The sequence below is a fragment of the Lentzea tibetensis genome (assembly GCF_007845675.1).
GTDB classification, from domain to species: Bacteria; Actinomycetota; Actinomycetes; order Mycobacteriales; family Pseudonocardiaceae; genus Lentzea; species Lentzea tibetensis.
In genome coordinates, this window is the sequence record NZ_VOBR01000006.1 from 394,337 (window position 1) to 413,815 (window position 19,479).

General features: G+C 70.5%; 12 protein-coding genes. 3 read left to right on the forward strand and 9 right to left on the reverse strand.

Translation table 11 applies throughout. The features are described from left to right. Nucleotides 1–78: 78 nt before the first annotated feature. Nucleotides 79–795 carry an IniB N-terminal domain-containing protein gene (locus tag FKR81_RS12190; RefSeq protein ID WP_146351125.1) on the forward strand — a complete coding sequence of 239 codons (717 nt, stop codon included), beginning with the start codon at nt 79–81 and terminating at the stop codon, nt 793–795. A 1,006-nt stretch (nt 796–1,801) separates the two neighbouring features. Here the strand turns inward: FKR81_RS12190 and FKR81_RS12195 are convergent. The 5 genes from FKR81_RS12195 to FKR81_RS12215 all read right to left on the reverse strand — a co-directional run bounded on the left by FKR81_RS12195 (nt 1,802) and on the right by FKR81_RS12215 (nt 9,832). Continuing rightward, a complete protein-coding gene (locus FKR81_RS12195; RefSeq protein ID WP_146351127.1) occupies nt 1,802–2,608 on the reverse strand; it encodes an ABC transporter ATP-binding protein in 807 nt (268 codons plus the stop codon). Then, on the reverse strand, nt 2,592–3,359 hold the full coding sequence (locus FKR81_RS12200; RefSeq protein ID WP_146351129.1) for an ABC transporter permease: 768 nt from the start codon (nt 3,357–3,359) through the stop codon (nt 2,592–2,594). Before FKR81_RS12200 ends, FKR81_RS12195 begins: the two co-directional genes overlap by 17 nt. Further along, nucleotides 3,356–4,099, reverse strand: coding sequence for an ABC transporter permease (locus FKR81_RS12205; RefSeq protein WP_146351130.1), 744 nt, complete (start codon nt 4,097–4,099; stop codon nt 3,356–3,358). The genes FKR81_RS12200 and FKR81_RS12205 overlap by 4 nt, the downstream gene beginning before the upstream one ends. 93 nt (nt 4,100–4,192) lie before the next feature. Then, nucleotides 4,193–7,003, reverse strand: coding sequence for an NACHT and WD repeat domain-containing protein (locus FKR81_RS12210; protein ID WP_146351131.1), 2,811 nt, complete (start codon nt 7,001–7,003; stop codon nt 4,193–4,195). A gap of 6 nt (nt 7,004–7,009) precedes the next feature. Continuing rightward, nucleotides 7,010–9,832, reverse strand: a complete 2,823-nt coding sequence (locus FKR81_RS12215) for an nSTAND1 domain-containing NTPase (RefSeq protein WP_146351133.1) — start codon at nt 9,830–9,832, stop codon at nt 7,010–7,012. A 131-nt stretch (nt 9,833–9,963) separates the two neighbouring features. Here FKR81_RS12215 and FKR81_RS12220 point away from each other — a divergent pair, with 131 nt between their 5' ends. Next, nucleotides 9,964–10,911, forward strand: coding sequence for an ArsR/SmtB family transcription factor (locus FKR81_RS12220; RefSeq protein WP_146351134.1), 948 nt, complete (start codon nt 9,964–9,966; stop codon nt 10,909–10,911). Here FKR81_RS12220 and FKR81_RS12225 read toward each other — a convergent pair. From FKR81_RS12225 to scpB, 4 genes are all read right to left on the reverse strand, one after another. Then, on the reverse strand, nt 10,904–13,024 hold the full coding sequence (locus FKR81_RS12225; RefSeq protein ID WP_146351136.1) for an ATP-binding protein: 2,121 nt from the start codon (nt 13,022–13,024) through the stop codon (nt 10,904–10,906). The two genes, FKR81_RS12220 and FKR81_RS12225, sit on opposite strands and share 8 nt — an antisense overlap. A 185-nt stretch (nt 13,025–13,209) precedes the next feature. Next, on the reverse strand, nt 13,210–15,975 hold the full coding sequence (locus FKR81_RS12230) for an nSTAND1 domain-containing NTPase (RefSeq protein WP_146351138.1): 2,766 nt from the start codon (nt 15,973–15,975) through the stop codon (nt 13,210–13,212). Nucleotides 15,976–16,224: 249 nt separating this feature from the next. Continuing rightward, nucleotides 16,225–16,959, reverse strand: coding sequence for a pseudouridine synthase (locus tag FKR81_RS12235; protein ID WP_146351140.1), 735 nt, complete (start codon nt 16,957–16,959; stop codon nt 16,225–16,227). Next, nucleotides 16,952–18,157, reverse strand: a complete 1,206-nt coding sequence (scpB, locus tag FKR81_RS12240; protein ID WP_407936517.1) for an SMC-Scp complex subunit ScpB — start codon at nt 18,155–18,157, stop codon at nt 16,952–16,954. Before scpB ends, FKR81_RS12235 begins: the two co-directional genes overlap by 8 nt. Before the next feature lie 131 nt (nt 18,158–18,288). On the opposite strand from scpB, the gene FKR81_RS12245 reads away from it, so the two are divergent. After that, nucleotides 18,289–19,434: an RNA-guided endonuclease InsQ/TnpB family protein gene (locus FKR81_RS12245; protein WP_146351141.1), complete on the forward strand. Its 1,146-nt coding sequence runs from the start codon at nt 18,289–18,291 to the stop codon at nt 19,432–19,434. The last annotated feature ends 45 nt before the right edge of the window (nt 19,435–19,479 follow it).

A 19,479-nucleotide genomic window follows, 5' to 3' on the forward strand; every position in this document is an offset into this window, starting at 1 on the left:
ATGCCGGGGGATGCCGGTGGTCCATACGGTTCCCACCACATCCCCCGTATCGACACCTTCTTCAGGAGCAGAGCTTTCATGAGCACCCAGCAGACCACCCTGCACGACTTCACCCTCGACCTGCTGGCGAACCCGGACGCGCGCGCCTCGTTCCAGGCGGACCCGCAGGGTGCGCTGAGCGACGCCGGCCTGGAGGGCATCACCGCTGGCGACGTGTACGAGATCCTCCCGCTGGTCCTCGACTCGGCTTCGGTCGTCAAGGTCGACGCGATCGACAAGGTGCTGGTCGAGGCAGGCGACATCACCGCCGCCGACCACCTCAAGCTGATCACCGACAACCTGGTCTCCGTCGCCCCGGTGACCGACGTCGTCGCCACCGGCGGCATCGCCGCGTTCGTCAAGGACTTCTCCGACGTCGGCGACGTCTCCAGCACCCTCGACGCCGTCGTGGCCGGCAACGACCTGGCGACCGACCTCGTCCACGACAACAACGTCGTCACCAAGATCCACGACGTGGCCGACGTGGACGTGTCCGAGATCGACGTCGTCGACGACGTCGTCGCGAAGACCGCTGTCCTCAACGACAACGACGTCCTCACCGGCGACATCGACAGCACCATCAAGGCGGTCGACGTCGTGAACGTCGGCGACACCGTCGTCCAGGACGTCGCCCAGGTCGGCGACGTGCACGGCGACCTCGGCCAGGTCGTCGGTGACATCACCGTCGGCGACGTCGCGGGCGACGTGCTCTCCGGCGGCATCGGCAACGGCAACGACGTGGACATCCACTTCTGACCCACTGCCCTCCACAGGGGAACCAGCGGGCGCCTCGCTCTGCCCCCGAGCAGGCGCCCGCTGCCACAGACGTACGACTCGCCGGAACATCCAGCGGCGGCGGCCGGCGAGTCGTACACCCTCTTCGCATCACCCTCCAGTGCCCCGTGTGCGTCGTCGTCGGGGGACGACACACACGGGGCACTCCCGCGTGCGCAGGCCTTCACGGCTTCGCGTGGCGCGGCTTTTCGTTGGGGTTGCGAGGTTTGCGTCGGTTCGGCCGCCTCGCCGGATTGCGAAGTTCGCTTCCTTCGGCCGCCTCGGGGGTGCGTGGCCGGCCTCGAGTCGCTCACCGTCGGGTACCCGGCTCAGGCCGCCTGGCGCCGGGGCCCTGGCATGCGGGCTGTCGCGCCTGCCCGCGGAACTCTTGCCGCCTCGGCCCTTGTCGCCTGCCGTCCGGGCTTTGCTCGGCTGCCGGTTCTCGGTGGTGCTGGTCTCTGCCGGTTTTCGTCGGGGCGGGGTTCTTTGCCTGGCTGCCGGTCCCTGCCGGGGCTGAGGTCTGATGCTCGCTGCGCTTCGGTGTTCTGGTGTCGTGGGTTGGGTCGCGCCTTCGGCGCAGCGATTGGGCCTTGACTTGGGGCCCCTCGCGGCGTGTTGGGGCCGGCTCCGCCGGCAGGAAGAGCACCTGCCGGCCCGATAGGGGTACCACGCCGCACCCCAAGTCAAGGCCCAATCGCCAGGTGCCCACCACCCCGCTGACTGCGGACGCGCAAACCGCCGGGCCGAACACCGACCCACCTGCCGCCGGGCCCGCTGTCCGTGGAAGCACCGCCCCACCGATCGCAGCTGGTCAGGTACCAAGGGAGCACAGCGAAAACCGGCAGGTACCAAAGGAAAAGAGCGCCCGCCGCACTCCCCAACCCACGCACTGCCAACCGGGCGCGGCCCCCGAGCACAAACCGGCAGCCGAACGATCCCAAGCATCCGAAGGGCCGGGGGTGGGGATGTCCTCTTAGGACAACACGACCTACCGGTCAGCCAACGCTTCCTCGGCCAGCGACTCGCGCTCAGCGGCGGCCCACTTGGCGATGTCCACGGTGGGCTTGCCGACGTTGAGCAGCCGAGCCACACGGGACCGCAGCGTCACGAACTTCTCGTCGGTGCGCGTGGTGACCTGGTCCCGCACCGCGGGCAGGTCGACCTTCAGGTCGGCGACCAGCCGGGCGGGAGACCCGGACAGCACGAGGATGCGGTCCCCCAGGTACACCGCTTCGTCGATGTCGTGCGTGACGACGAGGACGGTGGCGCCGAGCTCGCGCCGCACCTTCAGCAGCAGGTCCTCGAGCTCGAACCTGGTCTGCGCGTCGACGGAGGCGAAAGGTTCGTCCATCAGCAACAGGGAAGGTTGGTAGGCGAGTGCGCGGGCGATGGCCACGCGCTGCTGCATGCCACCGGAGAGCTGCCACGGGTTCTTCTTCGCCGCGTCGGTGAGGCCGACCCACTCGAGCGCCTCCGCGGCGCGGCGGCGGCGTTCGGCGCGCTTCGTGGTGCGGCGCAACGGGAACTCGACGTTGCCCTGCACGGACAGCCACGGGAACAGGGAGCGGCTGTAGTCCTGGAACACGACGGCCAGGTGGTCGCCGTTGAGGTCCACCGACCCGTGTGAGGGTGTGATGAGGCCGGAGATGGTGCGCAGCAGCGTCGACTTGCCGCAGCCGGAAGGGCCTACGACGCACACCAGCTCGCCGGCCCCGACGTTGAACGACAGGCCGGCGATGGCCTGGTGTTCGCCGTAGGTGTGGCCGAGATCGGCCACCTCAAGCATGTTGGTCATCAAGACTCCTCGGTTGCCAAGCCAAAGCCCTGCGTTCCACCGCGAGCAACGCGGTGTTGAGTCCGTAGCCGATCGCGCCGAGCAGCACGATCCCGGCCCACATGCGCGTGTAGTCGAACTCGCGCTGGGCCACCATGAGTTGCGATCCGATGCCGCTGTCGGTGCCGACCAGCTCGGAGATCACCATCAGCACCAGCGAGAGCGACAGGGAGACGCGCAGGCCGGCGAAGATCTTCGGTGACGCCGCGGGCAGCACCACGCCGAGCACCCACTGCGCCCTGGGGATCTGGAACACCAGAGAGGTGTCGAGTTTTGTCACGTCCACTGACCGCGCACCGTCCACGCTGTTCAGCAGGATCGGCCACAGCACGCCGAAGACGATGGTGGCCAGCTGCATCGACGTGCCCGTCTTGAACAGCAGCAGGAACACCGGCACCAGCGCGGGCGGCGGGATCGAACGCAGGAACGTCAGCAGCGGGCCCGCGTACTGCATCGCGGTGTCGGAGCGGCCGAGCAGCAGGCCGAGCGAGATGCCGATGCCGGCGGCGACGAGCCAACCGGTCAGCAGACGTCCGACGCTGGGCAGGATGTGGTCGGTGACGTTGGACGGCTCCAGCACCCACCACTCCCACGCGGCGGTGAGGATCTGGCTGGGCGGCGGGAAGAACGGGTTGTCACCGAGCCACGCGAACAGCTGCCAGCAGGCGACGATGCCTCCGAACACGGTCCAGCGTTGCAGGAACCTGTTCACCAGGCCACCCAGCGGCGCCGCGCGCGCTCGAGCCCTCCGTTGACCAGCACGCCGATCGCACCGGCGACGACCGTGCCGACGAGCACCTGGTCCATGCGGCCCGCGCCGCTGCGCGCTTCCATGATGAAGTAGCCGATGCCGATCTCGCTGCCGGACATCAGCTCCACGCTGACCAGCACGACGAGCGCGGTGGTCGCGGCGAGCCTGATCCCGGTGAGCACGAAGGGAAGTGCGCTGGGCAGCGCGACCTGCAGGAGCACCCTGATCCGTCCGCAGCCGAACGCCCGCGCGGTGTCCACCATCACCGGGTCCAGTTCGTCCAGTGCGTAAATGGTGTTGAACAGGATCGGCCACAGCGCCGCGTACACCGCGAGCGTGATCTTCGTTTCGGGACCGAACCCGAGCATCACCAGCGCGAGCGGGATGAGCGCGACGGACGGGATGGGCCGCAGGAACTCGATGACCGCTCGCGTTGCGTGGCGCACGGCGGGCACGCTGCCGAGCACGAGTCCACTGGGTACGGCGATCACCACGGCGACGACCACGGCGATCAACAACGCCAGCACGGTCGCGATCACGTGCCGGATGAACATCTGGTCGCTCAGCTGGGTGAACAGCTCTCCGACGACGACCGACGGTGGCGGCAGCGCGTCGTCGGGAACCAGCGGGGAGCGTCCGAACAGCTCCCACACCACGAGAAACCCGGCGATGCCGAGAAGTCCCCTTGTGAACACACGCACCCGGTCACCCTAGAGAGTGGATCTTCCCACCACAACGAGTGCACGAAGAACTTCACACGGTGACACCAACTTCGGTACACACTGAAGCAATAGTCATGAGCACACTGAAATCGGTTTCACTCCGAGGAAGTAGTCGTTCCACCGAGCGGCGGGCAGATCCATGTCACGGCTGTTGCACGCGGTGGCGATGAGCCGGTCCGTGTCGAGGTCGAACCGCCAGAGCCCGGTGTTGCGGTCGATCAGCAGCACGTCCTTCTTCTCCGGCCGGTACACGGGCTGCTCCAGCAACCCGCCCAGCCCGCCGAACGACGCGATGCGCTGGGGGCGTCCGGCGAGCTCGACGTTCCAGAGCAGCACGCGCCCCTCGGTGCTGACGATCAGCGTCTTGCTGTCGGACGCGAACTCCACGACGAGCGACGTGGCGGTCGTGTCGCTCACCGCCGACCACTCCACCGCGCCGTCGGACACCTCGTACACCCGCAGCACCTTCAACGCGCGGTCGGGCACCACGACGAACCGGCCGTCCGGACTGATCTTCGCCTGCAGGTAACCATCGCTGCCGATCACCATCCGCAGGCGGCGCAGTTCAGCACCCGTCTCCCAGATCTCGATGACGTTCCCGATGGTGGCGTCCCTGCGGACCAGGACCATCCGGCGGCCGTCGGCACTCAGTTCCGCGGACTGGACGTCGGCGGCCGGCACCGGCACCTCCTCGACCTGCCCGGAACTCGTCACGCGCAACAACGTGAGCACACCGGTCGGCACCCAGTTCGCCTGGCCGCCGCTGCCGTCGAGCCGCTGCCCCATGACCGCGAGCACGTCACCGGCCGCGTTGACGTCCTGCACGACGGCGGGCTTCGTCCACTGCGCGATCTTGCGCATCCGGTGCCGGACGGCGATGTCCCACAATTGGTAGCTCGTGCCGGCCTCGCCGACTCCGGTCCTCGTCAGCAGCACGCGTTCGTCCCCGCTGAACATCTCGGGGAAACCGGTCTCGGGCAGCGTGCCCGCCGGTTCGAACGTGCCGCTCGCGATGTCGGTCAGGAACATCCGGCCATCGCGGTCGGTGCCGAGCGCGAGGTTCCCCTGCGGCGACAGGTACATGCCCATCGCACCGTTCTCGTCCTTGCCTGCGAACAGGGACTTGGTGATCTCCGCCTGAGCGGCGCTCAGCGCGTCACGGGCTTCCGCCGTGGCAGACACCCGGTAAGCGGCGAGCGCGATCCTCACCGCGTCACGGGAGTCGGTGCCGATCAGGTCGACCGCGGCGTCCGCCGCGCGCAGCGACAGCGCGTTGTTGCGCTGCTCGACCGAGGTCTGCTCCGCACTGTTCGCGTACAGGACGACACCCGCGAGCAGCAGCACCAGCACGGACAGCAGAGCGACGAACAACCGCAGTCGGCGCGTGCGCCTGCGCACGGCCACCTGGCGTGCGGTGTCCGCGACGACGCTCGCGTCCAGGAACTCGCGCTCCCGGCCGGACAACACCTCACCGAGATCTTTCGCCTGCACAAGGCGGACTCCGCGGTACAGCGCGTCCGGGTCACGTCCGTGCGCCTCCCACGCGTCGGTGGCGTCGATCAGCTGACGATGCGCGCGCAGTCCGTCGCGGTCCTCGGCGATCCAGTCCCGCAGCCGCGGCCACGAGCGGATCAGCGCCTCGTGCGTCAGCTCGACCGAGTCCCGGTCCAGCGTCACCAGACGTGCCGACACCAGCCGGTCCAGCAAGGAGTCGGCGTCCAGTTCGCGGCGCGGCACCCGGCGCTTCGTGTCCTCGGTGCCCTCGCCCAACGCGATCAGGCGCAGGAACAACAAGCGCGCGGCGCGCTGTTCGTCCGGTGAGAAGGCGAAGAACACCTCCTCGGCGGTGCGCGCGACCGCGTGCTCGATGCCGCCCGCGGCCTCGTAACCGTTGAGCGACAACGTCATCCCGCGCCTGCGCCGCCACGTCTCGACGAGCGCGTGCGACACCAGCGGCAGCGCGGCGGCCTGACCGGCCACATCCGCGACGAGGCGTGCCACCAACGCCGTCTCGACCGTGGCACCAGCCCGCGCGGCGGGTTCGGTGATCGCGCGGCGCAGCTCGTCCGACGTCATCGGGCCGACCAGGAGTTGGCTTCCCTCAAGGGATTCCACCAGCTCCGGGTACCGTCCACAGTGGCCGTAGAAGTCCGCGCGCACACCGAGAACCACGCGCGGTCCGCCGGTCAGCGCCCGCACGAGCCAGTGCGCGTCCGGCGCCAGCGTGAACGCCTCCTCGAACTGGTCGACCACCAGCACGAGCTCGGGCTCGAACTGCCGCACCCGCAGCCACAGGTTCGCCGGGTCGGCGGCGAACTCCTGCTTCAGCTCGACCGCGGACACGCCCATCAGCGCGGCCAGCCGCACCGCGCACTCCTCCACCGGGTTCGCGCCGGGCGTGAGCACCAGCGCGCGACCCGGCAGCGCGGGCACCAGACCGGCCCGCAGCAGCGACGACTTCCCGGACCCCGACGCGCCGAACACGCCGACGAACCGCCGCGAACCCACCAGCTCCAGCAACTTCCCGGTCAGGTTCTCCCGGCCGAAGAACCGGTCCGCGTCGGCGGCCTGGAACGCGGCCAGCCCGACGTACGGCGACTCGAGCGCCGGTGCGGGCTCCTCGCCGACGGCCAGCTCACGCCACCGCGCCTCCCACTCCCCCAGGTCGCCACCGCAGGCCGCGACGTACGCCAGGGTCACCGCGAGCGTCGGCAGCTTCCGCCCGCCCGCGGCCTCGGACAGCGTGGCCGCCGAGTAGTGGGCGCGCTGTCCCAGCGAGCGGTACGGCGGGCTGCCCGCCTTCTCCCGCAGCAGCCGCAGGTCCGCCGCGAACCGCGTCAGCGCGGCGTCGCCGGACTCCAGCGGTCGTTCACCTCGTGGCACGGACCCTCACTCGCAGACCGACTTCCTCGGCACCTCGGGGAACAGAGCTTTCCAGTCCTCGTCGCTGACGTGGTAGGACGGGTCGCCGCACATGCTGAGCACCACCGCGTCCACGTCGACGGTGAACTCGAACAGCTCACGCGGCTTCTTCTGGCTCTGCGCGACGAACCCGCGCTCGCCCTGGAAGGTCACCCTGCTGATGTCGTCCAGGTTGCTCGTGACCGTGCCCAGCTCGACGAAGGACCCCGGCACGGCGAGGCCGAACGTCCGCAGCACGCCCGCGGACGCCACGACGATCGTCCCGCTGTCCGCACCGAAGGCGACCGCGATCGGGTCGTTCGTGTCGCGCGCGATCATCCCCGACATCGCGCCCCAGTGCTGCGGCGCTTCCGGGGTGGACACGTCCCACACCTCGAGCCGGTTGCCCACCAGCACGGCGACGAACCGCCCGTCGGGGCTGAAGGTGAACGACTCCGCGGCCGTCGCGTCGACGTCGAACGAGGACACCGTGCGCGACGCGCGGTCGTCGCCGATCCGCGCGAGGTCGACGGAGAAGCCCGCCCCGCCGGTGCGGAGGCGGATGATCGCCAAGAGCCCACCCGCCGGGCTGATCACGACGTCGTCCGACGACGCTCCCGGCACCGCGACCGGCTTCGGCTCCCCGGTGCGGATGTCCCACAGCGCAGGCGAGAAACCGGTCCACGTCTGGCCGGTCGGGCTCCGGCTCATCCTGGTCGCGACGACGAGCCCGGTGGACGGGTTGACGTCGCGGATGAACGCGGGCCCCGGCAGCGCCATGACCCGCCTCGGGTGGTCGAGGTCGCTGATGTCCCACAGCAACGGGGTGTACTGGTCGTCGTGCGTCACGACGTACCGGCCGTCCGCGCTGAACACCGCGCCGCCGCCGGACGGCCCCAGCTCGCCGCGCGTGGTGAAGGCGTAGCCGGACAGGCTCCACAACCGGTACTTCCCGGCGTTGTCCCTTCCGACGACCACCTTGCCGCCGGGTGCGATGGCCGGTGTCTCGTCGACCGGCCCGGTGAGCTCGACGAGCGCCCGCTTGCTGGCGGCGTACGAGCTGAGCAGCGCGTCGCGCGCGGCCTCGGTCGGGGTGAGGCTGTACGCGGCGAGCGCCGTGCGCGCGGCGGCGTGCGGGGAGGAGTTGAGCAGCATCATCGCCTCCATCGCGCCGCGGTGGGACATGGCGTTGTTGGCGGCCCTGGTCGCCTCGCGCTGGATGATCACCGCGTAGACGACCGTGCCGGCGAGCACGAGCACCACCGCGGCCAGTATCGCGACGAACTGCCGCAGCCGGTGGGTGTGCAGCCGCTCGGACGCGTCGTGCTCGCGTTCGAGCTCGGCGCTCGCGGTGAGGAACTCGCGCTCCCGCCAGCCGATCAGGTCGCCGAGCGCCTTCGCCTGCGCGAGCCGCACGCCCCGGTAGAGCGCGTCCGGGTCGCGCCCGTCGGCCTCCCACACCGCGGTCGCGTCGACCAGCTGCCGGTGCACGCGCAGCCGTTCCCTGTTCTCCGCGATCCAGTCGCGCAGCCGCGGCCACGAGCGGATCAGCGCCTCGTGCGTCAGCTCGACGGCGTCGCGGTCGATCGAGATCAGCCGCGCGGACGCGAGCCCTTCGAGCACCGAGTCGTCGACGTCCAGCTCGCCGCGCGGGACGCGGCGCTTGGTGTCCTCGGTGCCGTCCCCCAGCGCGATCAGCCGCAGGAACAGCAGGCGCGCCGCGCTCTGCTCGGCCGCGGCGAACGACCGGAACACCGTCTCGGCGGTGCGCGCGACGGCGTGCTCGAGCCCGCCCGCCTCCTCGTACGAGGACAGCGCCAGCGCCATCCCGCGCCTGCGCTGCCACGTCTCGACCAGCGCGTGCGACACCAGCGGCAACGCCGCCGCCTGACCCGTGACGTCGGCGACGAGCCGCGCCACCAGCGCGGTCTCCACCTTCACGCCCGCACGCGCGGCCGGTTCGGTGATCGCGCGGCGCAGCTCGTCCGGTGTCATCGGGCCGACGAGCACCTGGCTGCCGCGCAACGCCTCCACCAGCGCGGGGTGCCGCCCGCAGTGGCCGTAGAAGTCCGCGCGCACGCCGATCACCACGCGCGGCCCCGACGTCAGCGCGCGGACGAACCACTCGCGTTCCTCGGCGGACGCGAGCGTGAAGACCTCCTCGAACTGGTCGACCACCAGCACCAGGTCCGGGTTCCACTGCCGGATCCGCAGGTGCAGGTTCGCCGGGTCCGCGTCGAGCTCCTGCTTCAGCCGCACGGCCGACTCACCGGTGAGCCCGGCGAGCCGCACCGCGCACTCGTCGGCCGGGTGGACGCCGGGCGTGAACACCAGCGCGGGCGCGCCGATCCTCGGCACCAGTCCCGCGCGCAACACCGACGACTTGCCCGACCCGGACGCGCCGAACACGCCGACGAACGGGCGGGTCCGAACAGCGGCGATCAGCTCCTCCGTCAACTGCTCCCGGCCGAAGAAACGATCCACGTCCTCCGGTTGAAATGCCTGCAATCCGACATAGGGTGAGTTGGTGGAACCCATTTCGCTGCGTTCACACGCCGCGATTTCCCGCCAGCGCTCCTCCCACTCCGTCAGGTCTCCTTCGCAGGCACCCACGTAGGCCAGCGTCACCGCGAGGCTCGGCAGCTTCCTGCCACCCGCCGCCTCGGACAACGCGGCTGGCGAGTAGTGGGCGAGCCTGGCCAGCTCGCGGTACGTCGGCCTGCCCGCGCTCTCCCTCAGCCTGCGCAGATCGCCCGCGAACTGGGACAACGCCCCCTCGTCGCCCCCGATCGGACGTTCACGTCGTGGCACCTTCGCCTCCCCCTCAGACCCGCCCATTGTTCAGTCCCGGTTGTTCAGCGTCCACGGCCTGACACTGAACAACCCGATCGCCCTAGCGTCTGTCGTCATTGGGGAGCACACATCTCCTGGGGGAGAGGGAAATGCTGTCGACTTACTGCGCACCCGCGATGCCGTCCATTATCGCGACCGGTGCGCCAACAGGGGGAAAGTCACTGCGCATCCACTTCGGGCTGGAAGACCTGGCGAACACGTTGTTCGCCAGCAGCCCGTTGCCGATGTACGAGCTGGTGTTCGGAGTGCGTTCCCGCGAATGGGACCGCGCGCTGCTGCCGGTCATCGCACCGCTCGCCGAGCTGATCCGGCCGAACCACCTCATCCCGGACTTCTTCGACTCGGCGCGGCCGAAGTTCGTGGACGCGGTCGGCGAGGTGCTCGACCTGGCCACCGGCTCGGCTCGCGCGCAGTTGGCGAGCTTCGGCACGACGTCGCCGTGGCTGCGGTCGTTCGCGCGGGGTGATGCCAGGTCGCGGATGGACCTGCGCACCGCGCTGCACAACTACCACCGCACGCAGCTCGCGCCGACGTGGGAGCAGATCTCCCAGTCGTTCGACGCCGAGGTGCGGACGCGGGCGCGGCAGGCGTTCACCGACGGGTTCGGTGCGATGCTCGGCTCGCTGCACCCGTCGATCCGCTGGGAGGCGGGGGTGCTGCACGTGGACATGTGGTGGGACGGCGACATCCACCTCAACGGCAGGGGCCTGCTGCTCGTGCCGACCGTGCACGCCCGGACCGGTCCGGCCGCGGCGCTCACCTCGGGTCAGCAGCCGATCCTGTTCTACCCGGCGGCCGCGGTGCCCACGTCGGGCGTCAGCCTGGAGGGCGCGCTCGGCCGGACGCGCACCGAGGTGCTGCGCGCGTTGACGACCGAGCGGTCGACCACCGACCTGGCCAGGCACGTGGGGATCAGCCTGCCGACGGCGTCGCAGCACGCCACGGCGTTGCGCGGGGCGGGGTTCGTGTCCACGCACCGCGAGGGGCGGGCGGTGAAGCACCGCCTCACCCAGCGCGGCTGGGAACTGCTCAACTGATCTCGGCGCACAACGGCGCGTAGGGCTCGCCGGTGAAGTAGCGGGCCCACTGGCCAGCCGTGATGACGGGCCGGGTGACCGAGCAGATCCGCTCGGCCGCCCGGTCCGCTTCCCCCACGGGGAGCCCTGTCTCGCGCACGTGCTGGCCGAGTTCGGGGAGAGCGTGGACCGCCAGGTCGCCGACGGGCCTGCCCTTGATCTCCTGGAAGCCGCCGCCCTTCAGGTCGAACAGCGCCCACTGGGCGACGTCCCTGCCGCGCACCAGCGACAGCTCGGCGTCGTCGCCGACCCGCACCTCGGGGATCGTGCCGTCCGGCAGGCGAAACCGCAGGTAGTAGGTCAGTGCGGCCATCTCGCTGAGCCTGCCGGCCATCTCGGGAGTCCGCGTCATGCGGTACGCCTCCTGGACCAGCTGCAGCGCCAGCGCGGGGTCGGTGTTCCGCAGCTCCGTCGCGGCCGTGACAGCCAGTTCCGCCATGCGGCCTTTGCGCTGCTTCTCAGCGTTCTCCTTCGGGCCGACCGACAGCAGCGAGCCGATCGTGCCGAACCCAACGAAGATCAGGACGACGAGCACGAGCACCCCTCGGCGTCGGCGGCTGACGCGCCGCCGGGCGGCCAGTTGCCCGGCGTCCTCCTCGGCGATGCTCGCGGTGAGGAAGTCGGCTTCGCGGTCGGAGAGGCCGCGTTCCGGGGTGTGCCACTTCTTCGCGATCGTCAGCCGCGTCCCCCGGTAGAGCGCGCCGGAGTCGCGGCCGTGCGCCTCCCACGCGTCGGGGGCGTCGGTGAGCTGGCGGTGGATCCGCAGCCCTTCGCGGTCTTCGTCCAGCCACTGGCGCAGCCGCGGCCACGAGCGGATCAGCGCCTCGTGCGCCAGCTCGACGTGGTCGCGGTCGAGCGTGATCAGCCGGGCGGCGGCGAGCTCTTCGAGCAGCTGGTCGGAGTCGATCTCGTGGCGGCTCACCCTGCGCTTGGTGTCGTCGGGCCCGTCGCCGAGCGCGATCAACCGCAGGAACACGTGCCGCACGGCGATCTTCTCGGTGCCGGACAACGTGCTGTACAGGTGTTCGGCGGTGCGGGCGATGGCGTGCTCGACGCCGCCCGCCTCCATGTACCCGTGCAGGGACAACGTGATCCCGCGCCTGCGCTGCCACGTCTCGACGAGCGCGTGCGACAGCAGCGGCAGCACCGCCGCCTGCCCGGCCGCGTCGGCGACGAGCCGCGCGACCAGCGCCGTCTCGACCTTCGCTCCCACGGCGAGCGCGGGTTCGACGATGGCCCGGCGCAGTTCCTCGGTGCTCATCGGACCGACCATGACCTGCCCGCCGCGCAACGCGCCGACCAGTCCGGTGTGCCGTTCGCAGTGCGGGTAGAAGTCCGATCGGACACCGATCACGACGCGCGGGGCCTCGGTCAGCGCCGCGATCAGCCACTCGCGCTCCTCAGCGGGCGCGAGGGTGAACACCTCCTCGAACTGGTCGACGACCAGCAGCAGGTCCTCGTCGAACTGCCGGATCCGCAGCCGCAGGTTCGCCGGGTCGGCGGCGAGCTCCTGCTTCAGCACGACCGCCGACTCGCAGGTGAGCCCCGCGAGCCGCACCGCGCACTCGTCCACCGGGTGTGCGCCGGGCGCGAACACCAGCACCGGCGTCTCCAGCGCTGGCACCAGGCCCGCGCGCAGCACCGACGACTTGCCCGACCCGGACGCGCCGAACACCCCGACGAACCGCCGCTGCCCCACCAGTTCCACGAGCTCGGCGGTCAGCCGTTCGCGGCCGAAGAAGCGCTCGGCGTCCGCCGTCTGGAACGCGGCCAGCCCGACGTACGGCGACTCGTCGGTGGCCGGCCGGTCATCGGGCTGGGCCAGCTCACGCCAGCGCGTCTCCCACTCGACGACGTCGCCGTCGCAGGCCTGGACGTACGCGAGCGTCACCGCCAGCGTCGGCGCCCTGCGCCCGCCCGCCGCCTCCGACAGCGCCGCCGCCGAGTAGTGCGCGCGACGACTGAGCTCGCGGTAGGGCGGACCGCCCGCCTTCTCCCGCAACCGCCGCAGGTCGGCGGCGAACCGCAGCAACTCGCTCTCGCCCTCGTCGAGCGGGCGTTCCCCTCGTGGCACCGTCGTTCTGCTCCCCCGACGTTTCGGCCCTCGCCAAAAGGCTGGGCCATCGCGTTCCCACAGCCTAGTTTCGCGAGTGCGGGTTGCTGAGGACGAGGTGGTTCGGGGGACGCCTCGCTCCGACGCGCAACGTGGTGGGCGGGTGCCATGGACCAGCAGCCGTCCACCACGAAGGACCTGTGCTCCTACTGGGACGGACAGGGTGGCTTGAACTCCACGCCGGGGAAGTAGCGGTTCCAGTCCTCTTCGGTCATTCGCGGCACCGCGCGTTCGCACGCCCGGTCGTAGCGGTCGCGGCCGCCGATCTCCCACAGCCGCAACGTTCCGTCCGCGCCGCCGGTGACGACGGTGTCCGAGTCCGGCATCAGCGCGACGGTCGTGACGGCCCCGGCGTGGCCGCTCAGCCGGACGGTCTCGATCGGCGCGCCGGACGCGGGGAGCGACCACAGCCGGGTGGTGCCGTCCTCGTTGGCCGTGGCGACGGTCTTGCCGTCGTGGCTGTAGATCGCGGCGGTGATCTGCCCGCCCTCGCCGGGGATGTCGCCGTTCTTGCGCTGCCCGAGACGGGTCTGGTCCCACACGGTCGCGACCTGGCCGCCCGCGGTGACGATGTCGCCGTGCTGGTTGAACGACGCGGTCGTCGCGGCCTGCGGCAGCGTCGCCCTCGGGTACAGCTCTCCCCCGCCGCCGACGTCGAGCACGATCGCGTCACCGCCGACGGTCACCGCGACCATCCTGTTGCCGTCGTCGCTGAACGCCACGTGCCGCAGTTTCGGCAGCACGTCGGCGTGCGTGCGCACCAGCTTCTGCGACGCGTTGCGCACGCCGTCCCACATCTTCACCAGGCTGTCCTGGCCCGCGGTGACGAGCGTGTCGCGGCGGAACGCCATGGCGGTGACCGGGCCGGCGTGCGCCTGGAACGTGCCGATCTCGCTCGGCCTGCCCAGCGACACGTCGATGATGTGGACGTAGCCGTCCTCGCCCGCGGTCACGACCGTGCGGCCGTCGGCGCTGATCGCCATCGCCACGACCGCGCCCTCGTGCTTGGTCATCCGCACCGGCTCGCGCGGGCCGGGCTGGTCGCGCAGGTCGGTGAAGAGCACGGTGCCGTCGCGGTGCCCGGACAGCAGCTGCTGCACCGGCGTGAGCACCATCGCCGTGACCTCGCTGCCGGACTGGCGCAGCTGCTGTCCGGTGAACGCGTCGTAGCGCAGGCCGCGCAACGCGTCCGGCACGCCAGCCAGCTGGTAGGCGGCCAGGCTCAGCTGGATCGCGAGCGCCGGGTTGGTCGTGCGCAGCGCGGCCGCCTCGCCGACGGCCTTGAGCGCCAGCGCGTTGTTGCGCTCCTCGTTCGCGCTGCGCTGCGCGTTCAGCGCGACGACCGTCGAGGTGAGCGCCACCGCGAGCAGGACGACCAGCACCGCGATGAGATAGCGGCCGCGCCTCGTGCGCTTGCGGACGGCAGTCCGCACCTCTTCTTCTGCCGCCTCGCTCGCGGCGAGAAACGCCCGCTCCCGCTCGTTCAGCGCGGTGTGCGAGTGCGCGCGCCACTCGAGAGCGACCTCCAGCCGCACGCCCCGGTACAGCGCGCCGGGGTCGCGGCCGAGTGACTCCCACGCGTCCGCCGCGTCGGTGAGCCTGCGGTGCACGCGGAGCCCGTCGCGGTCCTGCCCGATCCACTCCCGCAGCAGCGGCCACGAGCGGATCAGCGCCTCGTGCGCGAGCTCCACACCGTCACCGTCGAGCGTCAGCAGGCGTGCGGCGACGAGCTTGTCGAGCACCTCGCTGGCGCTGACCTCGCCCAGCCGCACCTTGCGCTTCGTGTCGTCCGTCCCGTCGCCGACGGCGATCAGCCGGAGCAGGATCTCCCGCGCCTCCTTGCGCTGCGCGGTGCCGAGCGAGGTGTACACGTCGTGCGCGGTCTGCGTGACCGCGTGCTCCAGCCCGCCCGCCTGCTCGTAGCCTGCGAGCGTGAGCGTCATGCCGTCCCGGCGCACCCACGTCTCGGCGAGCGCGTGCGACAGCAGCGGCAGCACGCTCGCCTGGCCCACGGCGTCCGACATCAGCCTGGCCAGCAGCGCCGCCTCGACCTTGGCACCCGCGTGGTGAGCGGGTTCGGTGACGGCCTGCCGCAGCTCGTCCGCGCTCATCGCGCCGACCATGACCTGCCCGCCGCGCAGCGCGTCCACCAGCCTCGGGTACCGCGCGCAGTGCCCGTAGAAGTCCGCGCGCACCCCGATCACCACGTGCGGGCCGCTGGTCAGCGCCGTGATCAGCCACTCGCGCTGCCGGTTGTCGCGGCACAGCGTGAACAGCTCCTCGAACTGGTCGACGACGACCAGCAGCCCGTCGGCCAGGCGTTTCAGGTTCGCCGGATCGTCCTCCAGCTCGGCGCGCAGCGCTTTGACGGACTCGTCGCGCACGGTCGCGAGCTGCATCGCGACCTCGTCCAGCGGGTCGGCGCCGGGCGTGAACAGCATCACCGGCAGGTCGGTCCGCGCGATGAGCCCAGCCCGCAGCACCGACGACTTCCCCACCCCGGACGCGCCGAACACGCCGATGAACCGGCGTTCAGTCACCAGGTCGAGCAGCTCGGAGGTGAGCCGGTCGCGGCCGAAGAAGCGGTGCGCGTCGGCGGCCTGGAACGGCTTGAGCCCCACGTACGGCGACTGCCCGTCCAGGCCCATGTCGTGCTGGAGCGCGTTGCGCCAGCGCGCCTCCCACTCGGCGGAGTCGCCTTCGCAGGCCTGGACGTACGCCAGGGTGACGGCGAGGCTCGGCAGCTTCCGCCCGCCCGCGGCCTCGGACAACGCGGCGGCCGAGTAGTGGGCACGCCTGCTCAGCTCGCGGTAGGTCGGGCTTCCCGCCAACTCGCGCAACCTGCGCAGGTCCGCCGCGAACTGCAGTAACTCGCTCTCGCCCGCGTCGAGCGGGCGCTCGCGCCTGGGCACGGCGTCATTGTTCAGAGAACTTTGTTCAGCGTCCACGAAAGGCCTCTGAACAACCCGTTCGCCCTAGCGTTGATCTCGCCGGGGGAAGGACCACCGCATTTCGGGTGGTACGGCGGCGGGCGAGATCACCTGCGGGGGAGGCAGGCGGTCTCTGTCCGCCGCCGGGGCAGCTGCCGGCACTCTCGCCCCGAACCGGTGCCGGTGCACAGGTCGGTGGAGCCGACCCCAGTGGCTCCACCGACCTCCCGCCTACAGTCCTACGAGCTTGTACAGCCCGCCGACTTCCTGCCGGTTGAGCACGCGCATCGAGCCGGGCCGCTGGTTGCCGAGCAGCACCTCGCCGACGGCGGTGCGGACCAGGCTGCGCACCGGGTAGCCGACCTCTTCGAGCAGCCGCCGCACGATGTGCTTGCGCCCCTCGTGCAGCACGACCTCGACGAGCGCGCGGCCGGGCATCGAGTCGACGAGCTTGAACGAGTCGACCTTGACCGGCCCGTCCTCGAGCTCGATGCCGGCGCGCAACCGCTTGCCGACACCCCGCTCGACCGGACCCGGCACCTCGGCGAGGTAGGTCTTCGTGACGTTGTACGACGGGTGCATGAGCCGGTGCGCCAGCTCGCCGTCGTTCGTGAGCAGCAGCAGCCCCTCGGTGTCCGCGTCGAGGCGCCCGACGTGGAACAGCCGCTCCTTGCGGTTGCGCACGAAGTCGCCGACGCACGGCCTGCCCAGGTCGTCCTCCATCGTGGACAGCACGCCGAGCGGCTTGTTCATCGCGATGGTGATGATGTCCTCGCGGATCTGCACCCGGACCCCGTCGACGTGCACGACGGCCGTCTCCGGGTCGATGCGCCGCCCCTGCTCCTTGACGACCTTGCCGTCGACCTGGACCCGGCCCTCGGCGATCAGTTCCTCCGAGGCGCGGCGGCTCGCGATGCCCGCCTGAGCGAGCACCTTCTGCAGCCGTACGCCTTCCTGTTCAGACATCGTCGATCGCATCCACTTCGGGCAACAGGGGGGCGATCGGTGGCAGGTCGGCGAGCGACGGCAGCCCCAACCGCTCCAGGAACAGTTCGGTCGTGCGGTACAGGATCCCACCCGTGTCGCTGTCGGTGCCGATCTCCTCGATGAGGCCCCGCGCGACGAGGGTGCGGATCACACCGTCCACGTTGACGCCGCGCACCGCGGCGATCCGCGCCCTGGTGACCGGCTGCCGGTAGGCGATGACCGCGAGCGTCTCCAGGGCGGCACGCGTGAGCTTGGCCCGCTGGCCGTCCAGCAGCAGCTTCTCCACGAAGGGGGCGAAGCGGTCGCGGGTGTAGAAGCGCCAGCCGTCACCCACCCTGCGCAGGTCGATGCCGCTGCCGGACTCGGTGTACCGGGTGCTGATCCTACTCAGCGCCTCCTTGACCCGTTTGACCGGCTGCTCCAGGGCGCTCGACAGCTGGTCCTCGTGGATCGGGGAGTCGACCACGAGCAGGACCGATTCCAGTGCCCCGTCGAACTCCTGGTCGTTCGTCAGGTCCGGGAGGCCTGAGTCCTCGATGTCCTCCGGGGTTGCGTTCGCCAGGTCTGCCGCTTCCAGGGCGGCGGTGACTGCGGCCGCGTCCAGGTCCCGCGTTTCGGGCTCGGGCTCGGGCTCGGTGTCAGGGTCGAACTCGGCGTCAGGCGCGGTGCCGGGCTCGGCCTCGAGCTCAGGGGCTGCCTCGGGCTCGGCTACGGGCTCCTGCGCAGAATCGGCCTCAGCTGCGGGGTCGGGGGCCGGTTCGAACTCAGGCGCGGAGTTGTCCACAGATTCGGCCGCGACCTCGGCTTCGGCCCCGGAAGTGTCGGTGCTGGTCGATACACTGGAACCGGGGGGCGCCCCCGCGGGTTCAAGATCGGAAGCCTCAGCCCCGGCGCCCTCCGCGCCGGCCACCGAGTTGTCCACAGATTCAGGCGCAGCCTCAGCTTCGGCCCCGGAAGTGTCAGTGCTCGCCGATACGCTGGAACCGGGGCCCGCCCCCGCGGGTCCCACAGCATCAAGATCGACCTCAGCCTCGCCGCCGGCCGACTCTTCCTCTTCCTCGGACTCGGACTCGGCCCGCCCCCCAACCCACCCAGCGAGGGCGGCACCAGCCGCGTCGAGAGCGGCGAAGTCCCACGGGGCGGCCTTTGACGCCGAAGGGTCGGTCGGCTCGGTCATCGAATCTCCAATCGGCGGAGCCGCCGGCTGCCACGGTGGGGATGTGTCAGCCCCCAACCGCCAGCTCGCGGCCGCAACATGGGTCCACCCCGCCCACTGTCTTTCACAGGGCCGGAAATAAAGTGTGAACGATGTCGAAGACGCTGGTGAAGCGGGCCTACCGGTACCGCTTCTACCCAACCGAACGTCAGCAACTCGAGTTGCTGCGCACGTTCGGCTGCGTGCGTCTCGTCTACAACATGGCCCTGCAAGCCAGGGCGGAGGCATGGGACCAGCACCGACGTCGGATCAACTACCACGACACGTCGGCGCTGCTGAGCGGGTGGAAGCGGACCGACGAGCTGGCTTTCCTCAACGATGTGTCCAGCGTGCCGCTGCAGCAGACGCTGCGGCATCTCCAGACGGCGTTCACCGGGTTCTGGGCCAAGCGCGCACGGTACCCGCGGTTCAAGTCCCGCAAGCGGGGGAAGGCCAGTGCCGAGTACACCCGCTCCGCATTCAGGTGGCGTGACGGGCGACTGTGGTTGGCGAAGCTGGATGATCCTCTGGACATCCACTGGTCCCGACCGTTGCCGGACAACGCGACGCCATCGACAGTCACGGTCAGCCGCGATGCGGCCGGGCGCTGGCACGTCTCGCTGAGGGTCGAAACAAGCGTCGAGCACCTGCCGCCCGGAGTGGACGCGGTCGGGATCGATGCCGGGTTGACTGCGCTGATCACTCTGTCGACAGGCGAGAAGATCGCGAACCCGCGACACGAGCGTCGCGACCGGCAACGGCTGGCCCGTGCGCAGCGGGTTTTGTGCCGCAAGCAGAAGGGATCCAACAACCGGGAAATGGCCCGCAAGGCGGTGGCACGCGTACACGCGCGCATTACTGATCGCCGGACGGACTTCCTGCACAAGCTCTCGACTCGGCTCGTTCGCGAGAACCAAACGATCGTGCTCGAGGACCTCAACGTGCGGGGCATGATCCGCAACCACAACCTGGCTCGCGCCATCAGCGATGCCGCGTGGTCGAAGCTGCGATCGATGCTGGAGTACAAGGCCGACTGGTACGGGCGCACCGTGATCGTGGTCGATCGCTGGTTTCCCAGCAGCAAGACCTGTGAGCAGTGCGGGCACCGACTCGACGACCTGCCGCTGGAGACGCGGGCGTGGACCTGCCCCGGCTGCGGCTACACGCATGATCGGGACGTGAACGCGGCCCGCAACGTACTGGCCGCCCGGCGGGCGGTCGCAGCCTGTGGAGACGGAGTAAGACCGATCCGGCGCTAGTTGGTGAGGCATCCGCCGCAACCTCCCTTCCAGGGAACAGAAGCA

Bases quoted from the DNA above. Each gene is read 5' to 3' on its own strand.
- FKR81_RS12190 (WP_146351125.1), top strand. From the start codon at position 79: ATGAGCACCCAGCAGACCACCCTGCACGACTTCACCCTCGACCTGCTG.
- FKR81_RS12195 (WP_146351127.1), bottom strand. From the start codon at position 2,608: ATGACCAACATGCTTGAGGTGGCCGATCTCGGCCACACCTACGGCGAA.
- FKR81_RS12220 (WP_146351134.1), top strand. From the start codon at position 9,964: ATGCTGTCGACTTACTGCGCACCCGCGATGCCGTCCATTATCGCGACC.
- FKR81_RS12235 (WP_146351140.1), bottom strand. From the start codon at position 16,959: ATGTCTGAACAGGAAGGCGTACGGCTGCAGAAGGTGCTCGCTCAGGCG.
- scpB (WP_407936517.1), bottom strand. From the start codon at position 18,157: ATGACCGAGCCGACCGACCCTTCGGCGTCAAAGGCCGCCCCGTGGGAC.
- FKR81_RS12245 (WP_146351141.1), top strand. From the start codon at position 18,289: ATGTCGAAGACGCTGGTGAAGCGGGCCTACCGGTACCGCTTCTACCCA.